Raw genomic sequence first — 15,224 nt, forward strand, 5'->3', positions numbered from 1 at the left:
ACGAGGAGGCGCCGATCTTCCAGATCGCCGACTTCGGCCTGGTCGGAGACCTGTTCACCACCGTCCCGGAACTCACAGGGAAGCTCTGAACGCTTCACCGTTTCGACAAATACTCCGGGGGGAGCGCCTTGCGCGTCCCATCGAGGGACGCACAAGGCGCGGGGGGCAGAGCCCCCCAACCGCCCGGGAAAAGACGCAAACCGCCCGAGCCCCGGCCCGGGCGGTTTTCCATTGAACAGCCCTGACCTTCTGCCTATCGTCCCGGCTGACCGACGAAAGGGGCAGTTCATGGCGATTCAATCGGTGGGCATAATCGGCGCCGGACAGATGGGCAACGGCATCGCGCATGTCTTCGCCCTGGCCGGATATGACGTGCTGATGACCGACATCTCGCGCGAGGCGCTGGACAAGGCCGTGGCGCTGATCGACCACAACCTCGAGCGCCAGGTCAGCCGCGGCAAGATCTCGGCCGAGGACAAGGCCGCCGCCATGAAGCGCATCTCGACCACCATGACCCTGACCGACGTCGGCCAGACCGACCTGGTGATCGAGGCCGCGACCGAGCGCGAGACCGTCAAGCAGGCGATCTTCGAGGATCTGCTGCCGCATCTGAAGCCGAACACCATCCTGACCTCGAACACCTCCTCGATCTCGATCACCCGGCTGGCCAGCCGCACCGACCGGCCCGAGCGCTTCATGGGCTTCCATTTCATGAACCCGGTCCCGGTCATGCAGCTGGTCGAGCTGATCCGCGGCATCGCCACCGACGAAGCCACCTACAAGACCCTGGTCGAGGTGGTCGAGAAGATCGGCAAGACCTCGGCCAGCGCCGAGGATTTCCCCGCCTTCATCGTCAACCGCATCCTGATGCCGATGATCAACGAGGCGGTCTATACGCTTTACGAGGGCGTCGGCTCGGTCAAGTCCATCGACCAGTCGATGAAGCTGGGCGCGAACCACCCGATGGGACCGCTGGAGCTGGCGGATTTCATCGGCCTCGACACCTGCCTTGCGATCATGAATGTGCTGCACGAGGGGCTGGCGGATACCAAGTATCGCCCCTGCCCCCTGCTGGTGAAATATGTCGAGGCCGGCTGGCTGGGCCGCAAGACCGGGCGCGGCTTCTACGACTATTCGGGCGAAGAGCCGGTTCCGACGCGGTAGGGGGGCTCTGCCCCCACGCCTCGGTCGCCCCTCGATGGGGCGTCCGAGGCGTTCCCCCGGGATATTTGCGCAAGAAAGAAGATCAGGCCTTCTTGCCGATCCTGGGCTCGGTGCCGGCGAGGATGCGGCGGATATTGGCGTGGTGGCGGACCAGGATCAGCACCGCCATGAAACTGGTGACCGCCGCCATGCGCGGCCCGTCCAGCCACCAGGCCAGCGCCGGTGTCAGCACCGCTGCGACCAGGGCCGAGAGCGACGAGATGCGCGACACCGCCGCCGTCAGCAGCCAGATCCCGCAGGCCGCCAGCCCCAGCCGCCAGTCGAGCGCCAGGATCGTGCCGAGGAAGGTGGCGACGCCCTTGCCGCCCCGAAACCCCAGCCAGACCGGGAACAGGTGACCCAGGAAGGCCGCCGCGCCTGCGACCAGCGCCGCATCGGAACCGGCGAGCCAGCGCGCCAGCAGCACGGCGATGGCGCCCTTGCCGCTGTCCAGAAGCAGCGTCGCCAGCGCCGCCGGCTTGTTGCCGGTGCGCAGCACGTTCGTCGCGCCGATATTGCCCGAGCCGATCTTGCGCAGGTCGCCCAGGCCCAACGCCCGGGTGATGACGATGCCGAAGGGGATCGACCCCAGCAGATAGCCGATGACGGCCCAGAGGATCAGGCTCATGCCGCGCCTCCGAACACCCGCCGGCCGCCGACCCAGGTGCCCAGCACCCGGCCCTGCATCCGGGCGCCGTCAAAGGGCGTGTTCTTCGACTTCGACAAGAGCGTGAAGCGGTCCAGCACGAAGGGCGCCTCGGGGTCGAACAGCACCAGGTCGGCCGGCGCACCCGGCGCCAGCCGGCCGGCATCGAGGCCGAGCCGCCGCGCCGGGTTCAGCGCCATGGCCCGCCACAGCTGCGGCAGGCTCAGCCCGCCGGCGTGGTAGAGCCGCATCGCTGCCGGCAACAGCGTCTGCAGCCCGACCGCGCCGGGTGCGGCCTCGGCAAAGGGCAGGCGCTTGGATTCCTCGTCCTGCGGGGTGTGGAAGCTGGCGATGACGTCGATCAGCCCCTCGGCCACCGCCTCGACCATGGCCATGCGGTCGTCCTCGGACCGCAACGGTGGGGTGAAGCGAAAGAAGGTGCGATAGCCGCCGACATCGTATTCGTTCAGCGTCAAGTGGTGGATCGAGGTGCCGGCACTGACGTCCAGCCCCGCCTCGCGCGCGCGGCGCAACGCCGGCAGGCTGGCCGCGACGGTGATCTGGTCGGCGTGATAGCGCGCGCCCGTCATCGCGACCAGCGACAGGTCGCGGTCGAGCCCCATCACCTCGGCCATGGCCGAGACCGCCGGCAGGCCGTAGAGCGAGGCGAACTTTCCGGAGGTCGCCGCCGCGCCCTTCGACAGGCCCGGCTCCTGCGGATGGCCGACGATCAGCGCGCCAAGGCCGCGGGCATAGGTCATGCAGCGCGACATCAGCCTTGTATCGGCCACAACCCGCACGCCATCGGTAAAGGCCACGGCGCCGGCGTCCTGCAGGAAGCCCATCTCGACCATCTCGCGGCCTTGGCGGCCCTTGGTCAGGGCAGCCATGTGGCGGATGTTGACCGGCGCGTCGGCGGCGCGGCGGGTGGCGAATTCCAGCGATTCCGGCGCATCGACCGGCGGCAGCGTGTCGGGCCGGGCGATGACCGTGGTCACGCCGCCGGCCGCCGCCGCCAGGCCCGCCGAGCGGAAGCTCTCCTTGTGCCGCTCGCCCGGCTCGCCGATCTTCACGCCCCAGTCGACCAGCCCCGGCGCCAGGTGCCTGCCGCCGCAATCGACCAGCTCGGCGCCGGCGGGCGCCTCGGCCCCCACCGCCTCGATGCGCCCGCCGCGCAGGGTCAAGGTCGCCTCCTCGACGGCCAGCGCCTCGGGATCGACCAGGCGGGCGTTCTGGAAATGCAGGATCATGCCATCATCTCCGAGGCCTTGGCGCCGCGCTCGGCGCGCAAGTTTCGCGCCAGCAGGTCCATCGCGGCCATGCGCACGGCGACGCCCATCTCGACCTGGTCCTGGATCACGGAACGGTTGATGTCGTCGGCGATGGTGCCGTCGATCTCGACGCCGCGGTTCATCGGGCCGGGATGCATGACGATGGCATCGGGTGCGGCCAGCGCCAGCTTCTCGGCATCCAGCCCCCAGCGGTGGTAATATTCCCGCTCGGAGGGGATGAAGCCGCCGTCCATGCGTTCCTTCTGCAAGCGCAACATCATCACCACATCGGCGCCCTTCAGCCCTTCGCGCATGTCCTCATAAACCTCGCAGCCCCAATCCGCCGCGCCCGCGGGCATCAGCGTCGCCGGCCCGACCAGCCGCAGCCGGTTCTCCATCTTGCCGAGCAGGAACAGGTTCGAACGCGCGACCCGGCTATGCGCGATGTCGCCGCAGATCGCCACGGTCAGCCGGTGCAGCCGGCCCTTGGCGCGGCGGATGGTCAGCCCGTCCAGCAGCGCCTGGGTCGGATGCTCGTGCCGCCCGTCGCCCGCGTTGATGACGGCGCAATTCACCTTCTGCGCCAGCAGGTCGACCGCGCCCGAATCCGGGTGGCGCACCACCAGCAGGTCCGGGTGCATGGCGTTCAGCGTCAGGGCGGTGTCGATCAGCGTCTCGCCCTTCTTCACCGAGGAATTCTGCATCGCCATGTTCATCACGTCGGCACCCAGCCGCTTGCCGGCCAGCTCGAAACTCGACTGCGTGCGGGTCGAGTTCTCGAAGAACATGTTGATCTGGGTCATGCCCTCCAGCGCGTCGGAATGCTTGACCGTGCGGCGGTTCAGCGCGACGTAATTCTCGGCCAAGTCGAGCAGCGTGGTGATTTCGGCCGGGGCGAGAGGTTCGATCCCCAGAAGATGGCGGGCGCGGAACATGGCATGGATCCCCCGGATGCGGTCGCGCCCTCTATGGCAAATGCGCGGTCACCCGGCAAGCAGCCCCTTGCCAATACGCGGATTTTGCCGCATCGCGGAGCCATGAACAGCCAGGGCCACGTCAGCTTCGTATCCTCAGGACCGGGAGACCCCGAGCTCCTGACCCTGCGCGCCATCCGCCTGCTGCAAGCCTGCGACGTGGTGCTGTACGACGACCTCGCCTCGGGGCCGGTGCTGGACCAGGCCGGGCCGCAGGCCGAACGCATCGCGGTCGGCAAGCGCGCCGGGCGCCCCTCGGCCAAGCAGGAAAGCGTGAACGCGCTGCTCGTGGAACATGCCAGCGCCGGCAAGCATGTCGTGCGGCTGAAATCCGGCGATTCCGGCATCTTCGGCCGGCTCGAGGAAGAGCTGACCGCGCTGCGCGCCGCCGGCATCCCGCATGAGATCGTGCCGGGCGTGCCCTCGGCCATGGCGGCCGCCGCCGTCGCCGGCCTGCCGCTGACCCGGCGCCTGACCGCGCGGCGGCTGCAATTCGTCACCGGCGCCGACGTGACCGGCGGGCTGCCGGCGGACCAGAACTGGGCGGCGCTCGCCGACGATCGCGCCACCACGGTCGTGTTCATGGGCCAGCGCACCTTCCCGCAGATGGCCGAGAGCCTGATCGCGAACGGCCTGCCGCCCGAGACCCCGGCGCTGCTGGCCGAGGCCGTCGGCCACCCGCACCAGCGCCTGGTCCGCAGCACCGTCGCCGAACTGGCCCGGCTGCTTGCCGCCGAGGGCCCCAGCCCGCATCCGGCGCTGATCCTCTATGGGCCGCTGGCCGAAAGCCCCTGACCGGCTTTCTCTGTTTTCCAAATACCCATGTTGCGCCGGCCGCCGCCGGGACTATTCTGGCCGCCTGAACCGTCACGGAGGCATCATGCTGGGCTTCGTCACCATGACCACGGGCGCCGGCGCCGCCGACCGCCTGCTGGCCGCCACCGCCGAGACCCTGCAGGCGCGCGGCTTGCGGCTGGCCGGCGCCGTCCAGCACAATATCGAACGCGCCGACCGCGACTGCGACATGCAGCTGCGCATCCTCGGCACCGATGCGGTGATCGGCATCACCCAGGACCTCGGCACCTGCTCGGAGGGCTGCCGGCTGGACGGCGGCGCGCTGGCCCAGGCCGTGGCCCTGGCCGAATCGGTGCTGGCGCAGGGCGCCGACCTGGTCATCGTCAACAAGTTCGGCAAGCAGGAATGCTTCGGCAACGGCTTCCGCGCCTTCATCGCCGAGGCGCTGGCCCAGGGCATCCCGGTGCTGCTGTCGGTCGCGCCCGAGCAGCTTGCGGGCTTTCACGACTTCGCCGGCGAACTCGCCGAGCCCGTCGCCCCCGAGGCGGCGATGCGCTGGTGCGAGACCCGCACCCGGGCGGCAGCGTGAGCGAACGGATCGACGCGCGCGGCCTTCTGTGCCCGCTGCCGGTGCTGCGGCTCAGGAAGCGCCTGCTGGCCCTGCCGCCGGGCGCGCGGGTCACGCTCCTGGCGACCGACCGCGCCGCGCTGATCGACGTGCCGCATTTCTGCGCCCAGTCCGGCCACCGGCTGCTGGAAACCGTCGAGACCGCGCCGGGCCAGACCGAATATACCGTGGAACGCGGCCCGCAGGGCGATGCTTGAGATCTTTCTCAAGACCCTGCCGTTCTTCCTGCTGATCGGCACCGGCTGGGCGGCCGGGCGCGGCGGCGTCTTTCCGGCCGAGGCGACCGCCTGGCTGACGAAATTCGTCTTCTACTTCGCGCTGTCGGCCATGCTGTTCCGCTTTGCCGCGACGCTGGACGTGGCCAGCCTCTTTGACCCGCGCTTCGTCGCGGCCTATCTGGCCGGCTCGCTCGCGGTCTGGCTGATCGGCTTCGCCGTCGCCCGCGCCAGGGGCGAAGCGCTCGCCGCCAGCGCCATGGAGGCGCATACGGCGATGACCGGCAACACCGGCTTCCTGGGCGTGCCCATGCTGGTGGTCCTGCTGGGCGAGCGCGCGGTCGGGCCGGTGCTGATGGTGCTGACCATCGACATGGTGGTGTTCTCGACGCTGATCACGCTGATCGTCACCGCGGCACGGCAGGGCCGGATCGGGCTTGGCACGGTCATGCCGCTGGCGCGCGGCATCATCGCCAATCCGATGATCGTCTCGATGCTGGCGGGTCTGGCCTGGGCCGGGGCGCATCTGCCGATGCCGCGCCCGGCCGAGGAATTCCTGGCGCTGCTCGGCGCCGCCGCCACGCCCGGCGCGCTTTTCGCCATCGGCGCCAGCCTCGCCGGGCGCGGCGCGGAACGGCCGGGGCCGGCGATCTGGCTCAGCGTCGCGAAACTGGTGCTGCATCCCTTGGCGGTGGGGGCGGCGGCGCTGCTGGTCTTTCACGTCGAGCCCTTCGCCGCCGGCGTCATGATCGCGGCGGCCAGCCTGCCGGTCGCGGGCAATGTCTATATCCTGGCGCACTATTTCGGCGTGGCGGTGCAGCGCGTCTCGACCGCGATCCTGATCTCGACCGCCGCCGCCATCGTCACCCTGCCGCTGGTGATCCTGCTGGTCCACTAGGCCCTCGACCGCGAGGAAATGAACGGATATTCAATTCCTGCGAGACATCCAAGGGGGACCCCGCCATGCCGGATATTTCCGAACTGCACCTTCAGAACCTGCTCTTCGACATGGACGAGGACGGCGTCGCCACCGTCACGCTGAACCGCGCCGCCAAGCGCAATGCGCTGGATGCCCGGACCATCGAGGAACTGGTGGCGCTGTTTTCCGCCCTGCCCGCCGCGGGGGCCCGCGCCGTGGTGCTGCGCGCCGAGGGGCCGCATTTCTGCGCCGGGCTGGACCTGGTCGAGCATGGCCGCGCCGAACGCAGCCCGGCCGAGTTCATGCGCCTGTGCCTGCGCTGGCACGAGGCCTTCAACAAGATCGAATACGGCGGCATCCCGGTCGTGGCCGCGCTGAAGGGCGCGGTGGTCGGCGGCGGGCTGGAACTGGCCTCCTCGGTGCATATCCGCGTCATGGACGAGACCACCTATTTCGGCCTGCCCGAGGGCCAGCGCGGGCTTTTCACCGGCGGCGGCGCCACCATCCGCGTGCCGCGCCTGATCGGCCAGGCGCGCATGATCGACATGATGCTGACCGGCCGGCTGTATTCCGGCGACGAGGCGGTCGCGGTCGGTCTGGCGCAATACCGCGTTCAGGACAGCGAGGCCAAGGCGCTGGAGATCGCCCGCCGCGCCGCCCAGAACACGCCGCTGTCGAATTTCGCCATCTGCTCGGGGATATCCCACATGCAGAACATGTCCGGGCTGGACGCTGCCTATGCCGAGGCGACGCTCGCGGGCATCGTCAACACCCAGGATGCGGCCAAGGGGCGGCTGGACAGTTTCGCGCAGGGCACGGCGGTCAAGATCCGGCCGGATTAATCAACCGGGCGGATCAGCTTCTTTTCCAGCACCCGCAGCACCACGGGCAGGTCGTGGCCGCGCTTCAGGATGCGGCCGTCCATGCCGATCACCGCATATTGCCCCTGCGCCGCCCGCAGCCGGGGCCGTTTTTCGATGCGATACAGCGGATGTTCGGCGGCACGGCGAAAGACCGAGAAGACCGCGGCCTCGCGCAGGAAGGACATGGCATAGTCGCGCCATTCCCCCGCCGCCACCATGCGGCCGTAAAGCGACAGGATCACGCCCAGCTCGGCCCGGTCGAAGGCCACCCGATCCTGATCCGCGTTGAAGCCGAAGGGCATGTTCATGTCGCAATGGTGACACCCCGCCTGCGCGCAGGCAATGAAAAAGGGCGGCTGCGCGCCGCCCCGGCCGGAATGCCCGCGATCTGTGCCTTTAAAGACCCGCCCGCCGGCGCCCGGCCATGCGGGCCAGCGTGCCGTCGCGCCACATGCCCTCGTGCAGCCCGACCATGACGATATGGCCGGCAATCAGCGCCAGAAGCAGCCAGCCCATCTCGCCATGCAGCGCATCGCCGGCGCGGACCATCCAGCCGATCTCGGGCAGCTGAGGGGCAAAGACCTGGAAGCCGAAGGGCGCGAAGCCCCGCTCGGAGCCATAGGCGCGCAGCAAGGCCGCGACCGGGACGATCACCATCACCGCGTAAAGCAGCAGATGGCCAAAGCGCGCCGCCAGCCCCAGGGCGCCCGCGCCATGGTCGGGCCGGTGGCCGCGGTTGGCAAAGGCCCAGGCGAGCCGCAGCGCGATCAGCGGGAACAGCACCGTGCCGACCTTCTGATGCGAGCCGACGAAGACCGCCGCGACCGGGTGCCGGCCCAGCGCCAGTTTCAGCCCCATGCCGACGAACTGCCAGGCCAGCAGCGCCGCGATGCTCCAGTGCAGCAGGCGCGTCACCTTGCCATAGACCCGGTCGGTATCGCGCAGCGGTAGGTTGGGGGTGGAGGTCATGCTGGCTCCTGGCGGGCAAAGTTGACTAATTTCCTTAGCGACATTATGGGCCTATCCCCGAGCGGGCAAGTCCTGCAAACCCTCGCGCGGGGTAACATGGTCGTCAGGACCGTGGATCGCCGTTTCCCGTGCCCCAGCCAAGGCAGGACCGCCATGAACGCAGCACAGCGCGACGACCCCAGCAGGACGGGCTGGCCGCTGACCGAGCCGCAGCAGGGCCTGTGGTATGTCCAGGCGCTGGACCCGGCAAACCCGATCCTGAACACCGGGCAATATCTGGAACTGACCGGACCGCTGGACCGCGACGCGCTGGCCCAGGCGGTGGCGCGCACCATCGCCGAAAGCCCGGCGCTCAGCCTGCGGTTTCGCGACGGCGCCGAGGGGCCGCGCCAATGCGTCGGCCTGCCGCCGATCCTGGGCTTTACCGACCTGACCGCCCAGCCCGCGGCCGAGGCGCAGGCCATGGCGCAGATGCTGGCCGACAGCCGGCGCGCCCTCGACCTGGCGCAGGAGCCCGCCGCCGCCTTCACCCTGATCGCGCTGGGGTCCGATCGGCATTTCCTTTACGAGCGCATCCATCACCTGGCCATCGACGGCTATGGCATGGTGCTGGTCACCAACCGCATCGCCGCGCATTACGCCGCCCTGCTGGGCCGGGGGCCCGAGCCCGAGCCCTTCGGCCCGCTGGCGCTGGCGCTGGACGAGGACGCGGCCTGGCGCGCCTCGCCCCGGCGCGCGGCCGACCGCGACTGGTGGCACGCGCAGCTTGCCGACCTGCCCGAGGTCACCGGCCCCGCCCCCGGCCGTGCCGTCAGCGGCGGCGAGTTCCTGCGCAATTCCCGGCAGGTGCCGGCGGCGCTGCTGGACCGGCTGGCCGGGCATGCCGCGCAGCACCGGCTGGGCTGGCCCGACGTGCTGAACGCGCTTTGCGGCGCCTATCTGGCACGCTGGACCGGCGGCGAGGCGGTGATCGGCCTGCCCTTCATGGCCCGGATGGGCCGCAAGATCGCCCAGGTGCCCTGCATGGCGATGAACGTGCTGCCGCATCGGCTGCGGCTGGACGAGGACGCGCCGCTGCCCGAATGGCTGGCGGCGCAGTCGAAGGCCATGGCGCAGGGCCGCCGCCGCGGGCTTTACCGCAGCGAGCTCTTGCGCCGCGAACTGGGCCTGGTCGGCGGCACCCGCCGGCTTTATGGCCCGATCGTGAACGTGCAACCCTTTGACCGCCCGCCGGACTTCCCGGACCTGGACTGCCGGCTGCATATCCTGGGCGCGGGCGCGGTCGACGACCTGACGCTGACCTTCCGCGGCGATCCGGCCTCGGGGATGATCTTCGAGGTCGATGCCAACCCGGCGCTTTACGCATCGGACGAGGTGCGCGGTCATGGCGACCGGCTGCTGGCCTTCATCGCCACCGCGCTCGAGGCCCGGACGCTGGCCGAGGTGCCGACCGCCAGCCCCGCGGAGATCGCGCGTTTCGCCGCCCGCACGCAGGCGACCCGCCACCCGCTGCCCGACACCACGCTGACCGCGCTGATCGCGGCGCAGATGGCCGCCACGCCCGAGGCGCCCGCGCTGAGTTTCGGCACCGAGACCCTGAGCTTTGCCGCGTTGGACCGCCGCAGCGCCGCGCTGGCCGGGGCGCTGGCGGCCCGCGGCGCCGGGCGCGACCGCATCGTCGCCGTGGCGCTGGAACGCTCGCTGGAGCTGCCGCTGGCGCTGCTCGCCACGCTGCGCGCCGGCGCGGCCTATCTGCCGCTCGACCCCGAGCACCCGCCCGACCGCATCGCCCGCATCCTGGCGCTGGCGCAGCCGGTCGCGGTCCTGACCACGCCGGACCTGGCGCCTCTGTTCCCGGCCGGCACGCCGTTGATCTTCCCGGAAGATTGGCCCGCCGAGGGACAGGTCGCCGCCGATCCGCGCCCCGGCGACCTGGCCTATGTGATCTTCACCTCGGGCTCGACCGGCGAGCCCAAGGGCGTCGCCGTCGAGCATCGCGCCATCGTCAATCGCCTGATGTGGATGGCCGCGCATTACGGCATCGCCGCCGACGACCGCATCCTGCAAAAGACCCCGGCCACCTTCGACGTCTCGGTCTGGGAGTTCTTCCTGCCGATGATCGCCGGGGCCGAGCTGGTCATGGCCCCGCCCGGCGCGCATCGCGACCCCGCGGCCATCGCCAGGGCGGTCCGCGACCGCGGCATCACCACCTGCCATTTCGTGCCCTCGATGCTGTCGGCCTTCCTGGCCGCGCCCGCCTCGCAGGGGCTGGCGATGCGCCGCGTCTTCTGCTCGGGCGAGGAACTGACGGCGGACCAGCGCGACCGCTTCCATGCCCGCATGGCGGCGGAACTGCACAACCTCTACGGCCCGACCGAGGCGGCGGTCGATGTCAGCTATTGGCCCGCCGCGCCCGAGGATCGCTCGAACCCGGTCCCGATCGGCTTTCCGGTTTGGAACACCGCGCTGGCGGTGCTGGACGACCGCATGCGCCCGGTGCCGCCGGGGCTGGCGGGCAACCTCTACCTGGGCGGCGTGCAGCTGGCGCGCGGCTATCTGGGCCGGCCCGACCTGACGGCGGAACGCTTCATCGACAGCCCGCTGGGCCGGCTTTATGCCACCGGCGACCTGGCGCGGCTGCGGCCGGACGGGGCGGTGACCTACCTTGGCCGCTCGGACCACCAGGTCAAGATCCGCGGCCTGCGCATCGAACTGGGCGAGATCGAGGCCGCGATCATGGCGTCCGGCCTGGCGCGCGAGGCGGTGGTGATGGCGCGCGAGGATCACGCCGGCGAAAAGCGCCTGGTCGCCTATCTGGTGCCTGGCCCAGACTACCGCCCCGGCCTCTTGGCCGAGCGGCTGGCGGGATCGCTGCCCGGCTATATGGTGCCCTCGGCCGAGGTGGCGCTGGCGGCGCTGCCGGTCACCGCGAACGGCAAGCTGGACCGCAAGGCGCTGCCGGCGCCGGAATTCTCTGCCGTGGGCCGCGCCGCCGCCGGCCCGACCGAAGAGCTGCTGGCCGGGCTGTTCCAGCAGATCCTGCACCTGGACGCCCCCGCCCCGGCCGAGGCGGATTTCTTCGCCCTCGGCGGTGATTCGCTGTCCGCCGTGCGGCTGGCGCAGGCGCTGGAGCAGGCGACCGGCCGCGATCCTGGCCTGGGCACGATCTTTGAAAACCCGATCCTGTCGGCGCTGGCCGCCGCGCTGGAGGCGCAGGGGCCGCGCGACGACGGGCTGGGCCCGGTGATCCTGCTGGCCGAGGGCGACCGCAGCGCCGCGCCGCTGTTCCTGATCCACCCGGCCGGCGGGTTGGCCTGGGGCTATCGCACACTGGCGCGGCTGATCGCGCCGGCGCGGCGGGTCTATGGGCTGCAGCATCCGGGATTGGACCCGGCCGCGCCGATGCCAAACAGCCTGTCGGCACTGGCGCAGGATTATGCCCGGCGCGTCGCCGAACGGGTGCCGCAGGGGCCGGTGCACCTGGCCGGCTGGTCGGTCGGCGGCATCCTGGCGCAGGACATCGCGGTGATCCTGACCGGCATGGGCCGCGAGGCGGGGCTGGTCGGCATGCTGGACAGCTATCCCGCCGACGCCTGGCGCAACGAGCCCGAGCCCGACCCGGTCGCCGCCCTGCGCGCGCTTCTGGCCATCGCCGGCTACGACCCCGAGGGCCACCCCGAGCTCGACAGCCGCGACAAGGTCGTGGCCTTCCTGCGCCGGGGCGACAGCGCACTGGGGGCCTTGCCGCAGCAGGTGCTGGACGGCGTGGTGCGCACCGTCACCGCCACCAACCGGCTGATCCGGGCGCATCATCACCGCCGCCTTGCCGGCACGGTGACGCATTTCCGCGCCGCGCTGGACCACAAGGACCGCAACCTGCACCCCGAGATGTGGGCACCTCATGCCGGCGCGGTCGAGGTGATCGACCTGCCCTTCCTGCATGCCGGGATGACCTCGGCCGAAGCCTCGGCCCTGATCGCGCCGGAACTCAGCCGCCGGATGACGCAGGGCTAGACGTCGAACCCGGCGCCGCGCCGGTTCCGCCGGGAAGACCAGGGAAGGCCAGCGCGAACACGCCGCTGGCCAGCCCGCCGATCAACCAGGCGATTCCCAGCAGCAATGCGTTCGCATCCGATTGCAGTTCGGCAATGCCGCGCGAGTAATAATAGCCCGGCAGCCCTTCCTGAATCTGGACCAGGCCAAGGCAGCACAGGACCACCCCCAGCAGGACCAGCGCAAATCTGACGATCGCCATTCCGAATCTCCTTACTTTCTGCCGCCAGATGAGCGCGAAAGCCTGAAGATCCGGTTAAGCCGCGGCGGCGAAGGGCAGCACCAGCGGGAACGACCCGGCCAGGGTCTGGATATGGATATGCTCGCGCAGCACATGCACCTGCGCGTCATGGCCGGGATGGGCGCGCAGGTCGGCGATGAACTGCATGGTCGCGGGCGCCGGGCCGTCCGGTGGCGGGCCGTCGCTGCCCGAGCGCTTCTCGCGGTCGCCCAGCGCCACCAAGAGCGGCAGCGTGGCGGGAGCCGCGGCCTGCGCCACGCGGCGGATCAACGCCTCGTCCCACCAGATCGAGGGGCTGATCGCGGCATAGCGCGCAAACCGCCCCGGCCGCGCCAGCAGCGCGTAAAGCGTGAAAAGCCCGCCGAAACTGTGGCCCCAGAGCGTGCGGCGGGCCGGATCGACCGGCAAGCCGGCCTCGGCCGCGGCGCGCAGGGGGCCGATCAGGCGGTCGTGGAAGATCGCGGCGCCGCCGGCCGTGCGGCCCTGATGCACAGGATCGGGACGCAGCCCGTCGCCCGGCCCGTCCGGCGCGGTGAAATCCAGCGTGCGCCGCTCGCGTGCGAACTGCCGGTCGATGTCATAGCCGATGCCGACCAGCACCAGGCCGGGCGCCAGCGCCAGATGCTCGGGCGTCAGGAAGTCGAAGGCGGCGTTGCCGTCCAGCATGTAGAGAACCGGCCAGCCCCCGGCCGGCGCCGGCGCCTTGGGCACGGCCAGGAACAGCCGGTGCCCCGGACCCACGTCGACGACCCGCTGCGACAGGTCATGCGTCGGCGCCCCGGTCCGGAAGATCTGCAAGCCCGCCTGCCCCTGCGCGTGCCCCGGTCCAACCTTGCCGAATTGCGACATTCTGCGACATCCTTTTCTGCCCGCATCCCCTTTGCCCCGGTGCGTCTTAGTTGACAAGGACTGTCGGAAATATAGGTTGCCCGGCGAACGAAGCCAGCCCAAGCGGTCAGCGATCCCCGTCCGTCCTTGCAGGAGTTTCCCATGACCCTTCCATCCCGCCCCTCGATCCGCGCGCTGCTGGGCGCCTCGGCGCTGACCCTGTCGCTGCTGGCCGGCCCGGCCCTGGCCGAGACCATCTTCACCAAGCCGCTGGTGAGTTTCGCCGGCGATGTCGGCGCCGGCGGCGTCGAGCGCGCCCCGGTCGTCAAGGGCGGCAAGGCGGTGATCGAGGGCGAGGACCTGATCCCCGGCCAGACCGTCACCCTGCTGCGCGGCGCCAAGCCGCTGAACGCCGAGCCGATCAGCATCGGCCAGGACGGCAAGTTCAGCTTCCCGCTGGACATCGACGCCGAGGCCGAGACCGGCTTGCAGCCCATCGTCGTTGTGACGGAGAACCCGGCCTCGGCCGAGGTGGTCGAGCTGAAGATCTCGCCCGAGGTGCCGGTCGGCGGCGCCGAGAAATACACCATCGCCAGCGAGCCGGTGGTGCGCGGCCTCTACCAGGTGCGGCTGAATGGCGCGGGCGACGCGGTCTTCGTGACCAGCGCGGTCGGCCGGCCCCCGGTCAAGGAATCGAAGCTGGTCAAGATCGACCCCGAGACGCTGAAGATCCTGGTCGAAACCAGTCCCGGCGCCGCCCCCGCGCGGCCGGACGGCAGCGACGGCGGGCTGTTCGCGGTCTATGGCGTGGACGTGGACGATGCCAACGGCAATGTCTGGGTGACCAATACCCGCCAGGACACCGTCGCGGTCTACAAGCAGTCCGACCTGTCGCTGGTCAAGCAGTTCGAGCCGGGCGCCGTGCCGCATGCCCGCGACGTGGTGGTCGATGAGGCCAACGGCCGCGCCTATGTCGCCGCGACCGGCGCGCCCGAAATCAAGGTCTTCGACATCAAGACGCTGGAGCCGCTGGACCCGATCGTCATCAAGTCGGGCGTGCGGGGCGAGGAATTCTCGACCATGGCGCTGGACATCGACGAGGCCGGCGGCAAGCTGGTCACCGTCAGCATCGCCACGCCCGAGGCCGCGCTGGTCGACCTGAAGTCGGGCGAGGTCAAGGTGATCCCGCTGCCGGGCGTCAAGGCCGCCTCGGGCGTGGCCTACGACCCGCAGGACGGGCTGATCTTCGTCGCCTCGCAGGCGACCGACAACCTGTTGATCGTCAAGGCGGAAACCGGCGAGGTGCTGCATGATGTCGCCGTGGGCGCCGGGCCGCTGAACGTCGCCTTCGAGCCCAAGGGCCGGCTGGCCTATGTCGCGAACCGCGGCGCCGGCACCATCACCGCGGTCAACCCGCAAGGCGAGATCGTGGCGAACCTCGATGCCGGCAGCATGCCGAACCAGCTGCGCGCCGACCAGAACGGCAATGTCTGGGCGGTGAACAAGTCCAAGGGCGAAGGCGACGAGGCCGGCGACCGCATCTGGCGCATCGCCCCGGTTGCCGAGTAAAAGGGCCCGGACCGCGGGGCGCGACGGCGCGCCCCGCCTCTCCTGAGGAC

General features: G+C 70.5%; 15 protein-coding genes. 8 read left to right on the plus strand and 7 right to left on the minus strand.

Features of this window, described 5'->3' with window-relative positions; all coding sequences use genetic code 11:
- The first annotated feature begins 288 nt into the window (after nucleotides 1-288).
- A complete protein-coding gene (locus E3D03_RS15660) occupies nucleotides 289-1,164 on the plus strand; it encodes a 3-hydroxybutyryl-CoA dehydrogenase (protein WP_263567713.1) in 876 nt (291 codons plus the stop codon).
- 82 nt (nucleotides 1,165-1,246) lie between these two features.
- On the opposite strand, the gene plsY is transcribed toward E3D03_RS15660, so the two are convergent.
- From plsY to E3D03_RS15675, 3 genes are read right to left on the minus strand one after another with little or no spacing between them, the layout of a single operon-like run.
- Nucleotides 1,247-1,831, minus strand: a complete 585-nt coding sequence (gene plsY, locus E3D03_RS15665; protein WP_263567714.1) for a glycerol-3-phosphate 1-O-acyltransferase PlsY — start codon at nucleotides 1,829-1,831, stop codon at nucleotides 1,247-1,249.
- Nucleotides 1,828-3,099, minus strand: coding sequence for a dihydroorotase (pyrC, locus tag E3D03_RS15670; RefSeq protein ID WP_263567715.1), 1,272 nt, complete (start codon nucleotides 3,097-3,099; stop codon nucleotides 1,828-1,830). Before pyrC ends, plsY begins: the two co-directional genes overlap by 4 nt.
- Nucleotides 3,096-4,055, minus strand: a complete 960-nt coding sequence (locus E3D03_RS15675) for an aspartate carbamoyltransferase catalytic subunit (RefSeq protein ID WP_263567716.1) — start codon at nucleotides 4,053-4,055, stop codon at nucleotides 3,096-3,098. The genes pyrC and E3D03_RS15675 overlap by 4 nt, the downstream gene beginning before the upstream one ends.
- A gap of 102 nt (nucleotides 4,056-4,157) precedes the next feature.
- On the opposite strand from E3D03_RS15675, the gene cobA reads away from it, so the two are divergent.
- The 5 genes from cobA to E3D03_RS15700 all read left to right on the plus strand — a co-directional run bounded on the left by cobA (nucleotide 4,158) and on the right by E3D03_RS15700 (nucleotide 7,493).
- On the plus strand, nucleotides 4,158-4,889 hold the full coding sequence (gene cobA, locus E3D03_RS15680) for a uroporphyrinogen-III C-methyltransferase (RefSeq protein WP_263567717.1): 732 nt from the start codon (nucleotides 4,158-4,160) through the stop codon (nucleotides 4,887-4,889).
- 85 nt (nucleotides 4,890-4,974) lie between these two features.
- Complete coding sequence (locus tag E3D03_RS15685) at nucleotides 4,975-5,478, plus strand: DUF2478 domain-containing protein (RefSeq protein WP_263567718.1); 504 nt, start codon at nucleotides 4,975-4,977, stop codon at nucleotides 5,476-5,478.
- On the plus strand, nucleotides 5,475-5,714 hold the full coding sequence (locus tag E3D03_RS15690) for a sulfurtransferase TusA family protein (RefSeq protein WP_263567719.1): 240 nt from the start codon (nucleotides 5,475-5,477) through the stop codon (nucleotides 5,712-5,714). The genes E3D03_RS15685 and E3D03_RS15690 overlap by 4 nt, the downstream gene beginning before the upstream one ends.
- The gene (locus tag E3D03_RS15695; RefSeq protein ID WP_263567720.1) at nucleotides 5,707-6,630 is read left to right on the plus strand and encodes an AEC family transporter; all 924 of its coding nucleotides are present in this window, start codon (nucleotides 5,707-5,709) and stop codon (nucleotides 6,628-6,630) included. Before E3D03_RS15690 ends, E3D03_RS15695 begins: the two co-directional genes overlap by 8 nt.
- Nucleotides 6,631-6,695: 65 nt before the next feature.
- The gene (locus tag E3D03_RS15700) at nucleotides 6,696-7,493 is read left to right on the plus strand and encodes a crotonase/enoyl-CoA hydratase family protein (protein ID WP_263567721.1); all 798 of its coding nucleotides are present in this window, start codon (nucleotides 6,696-6,698) and stop codon (nucleotides 7,491-7,493) included.
- Here E3D03_RS15700 and E3D03_RS15705 read toward each other — a convergent pair.
- Nucleotides 7,490-7,822, minus strand: coding sequence for a DUF2794 domain-containing protein (locus tag E3D03_RS15705; protein ID WP_062561421.1), 333 nt, complete (start codon nucleotides 7,820-7,822; stop codon nucleotides 7,490-7,492). The two genes, E3D03_RS15700 and E3D03_RS15705, sit on opposite strands and share 4 nt — an antisense overlap.
- Nucleotides 7,823-7,910: 88 nt before the next feature.
- Nucleotides 7,911-8,483, minus strand: a complete 573-nt coding sequence (locus tag E3D03_RS15710; RefSeq protein ID WP_263567722.1) for a cytochrome b — start codon at nucleotides 8,481-8,483, stop codon at nucleotides 7,911-7,913.
- 153 nt (nucleotides 8,484-8,636) lie between these two features.
- On the opposite strand from E3D03_RS15710, the gene E3D03_RS15715 reads away from it, so the two are divergent.
- Nucleotides 8,637-12,497 carry an amino acid adenylation domain-containing protein gene (locus E3D03_RS15715; protein WP_263567723.1) on the plus strand — a complete coding sequence of 1,287 codons (3,861 nt, stop codon included), beginning with the start codon at nucleotides 8,637-8,639 and terminating at the stop codon, nucleotides 12,495-12,497.
- On the opposite strand, the gene E3D03_RS15720 is transcribed toward E3D03_RS15715, so the two are convergent.
- Both E3D03_RS15720 and E3D03_RS15725 read right to left on the minus strand, forming a co-directional pair.
- On the minus strand, nucleotides 12,472-12,738 hold the full coding sequence (locus tag E3D03_RS15720) for a hypothetical protein (protein WP_263567724.1): 267 nt from the start codon (nucleotides 12,736-12,738) through the stop codon (nucleotides 12,472-12,474). The two genes, E3D03_RS15715 and E3D03_RS15720, sit on opposite strands and share 26 nt — an antisense overlap.
- A gap of 54 nt (nucleotides 12,739-12,792) precedes the next feature.
- Nucleotides 12,793-13,626 (minus strand): alpha/beta hydrolase, encoded by an 834-nt coding sequence (locus tag E3D03_RS15725; RefSeq protein WP_263567725.1) that lies wholly within the window; start codon nucleotides 13,624-13,626, stop codon nucleotides 12,793-12,795.
- A gap of 141 nt (nucleotides 13,627-13,767) precedes the next feature.
- Between E3D03_RS15725 and E3D03_RS15730 the strand changes: the two genes are divergently transcribed.
- The gene (locus E3D03_RS15730; protein ID WP_263567726.1) at nucleotides 13,768-15,174 is read left to right on the plus strand and encodes a YncE family protein; all 1,407 of its coding nucleotides are present in this window, start codon (nucleotides 13,768-13,770) and stop codon (nucleotides 15,172-15,174) included.
- Nucleotides 15,175-15,224: the final 50 nt, after the last annotated feature.

Source organism: Paracoccus sp. DMF, from assembly GCF_004407025.1.
GTDB classification, from domain to species: domain Bacteria; phylum Pseudomonadota; class Alphaproteobacteria; order Rhodobacterales; family Rhodobacteraceae; genus Paracoccus; species Paracoccus aminovorans_B.

Coding starts and splice junctions, on each gene's coding strand:
- E3D03_RS15725 (WP_263567725.1), bottom strand. CDS start 13,626: ATGTCGCAATTCGGCAAGGTTGGACCGGGGCACGCGCAGGGGCAGGCG.
- E3D03_RS15700 (WP_263567721.1), top strand. CDS start 6,696: ATGCCGGATATTTCCGAACTGCACCTTCAGAACCTGCTCTTCGACATG.
- E3D03_RS15720 (WP_263567724.1), bottom strand. CDS start 12,738: ATGGCGATCGTCAGATTTGCGCTGGTCCTGCTGGGGGTGGTCCTGTGC.
- E3D03_RS15705 (WP_062561421.1), bottom strand. CDS start 7,822: ATGAACATGCCCTTCGGCTTCAACGCGGATCAGGATCGGGTGGCCTTC.
- E3D03_RS15675 (WP_263567716.1), bottom strand. CDS start 4,055: ATGTTCCGCGCCCGCCATCTTCTGGGGATCGAACCTCTCGCCCCGGCC.
- E3D03_RS15695 (WP_263567720.1), top strand. CDS start 5,707: ATGCTTGAGATCTTTCTCAAGACCCTGCCGTTCTTCCTGCTGATCGGC.
- E3D03_RS15715 (WP_263567723.1), top strand. CDS start 8,637: ATGAACGCAGCACAGCGCGACGACCCCAGCAGGACGGGCTGGCCGCTG.
- E3D03_RS15710 (WP_263567722.1), bottom strand. CDS start 8,483: ATGACCTCCACCCCCAACCTACCGCTGCGCGATACCGACCGGGTCTAT.
- E3D03_RS15660 (WP_263567713.1), top strand. CDS start 289: ATGGCGATTCAATCGGTGGGCATAATCGGCGCCGGACAGATGGGCAAC.
- cobA (WP_263567717.1), top strand. CDS start 4,158: ATGAACAGCCAGGGCCACGTCAGCTTCGTATCCTCAGGACCGGGAGAC.
- E3D03_RS15730 (WP_263567726.1), top strand. CDS start 13,768: ATGACCCTTCCATCCCGCCCCTCGATCCGCGCGCTGCTGGGCGCCTCG.
- E3D03_RS15685 (WP_263567718.1), top strand. CDS start 4,975: ATGCTGGGCTTCGTCACCATGACCACGGGCGCCGGCGCCGCCGACCGC.
- pyrC (WP_263567715.1), bottom strand. CDS start 3,099: ATGATCCTGCATTTCCAGAACGCCCGCCTGGTCGATCCCGAGGCGCTG.
- plsY (WP_263567714.1), bottom strand. CDS start 1,831: ATGAGCCTGATCCTCTGGGCCGTCATCGGCTATCTGCTGGGGTCGATC.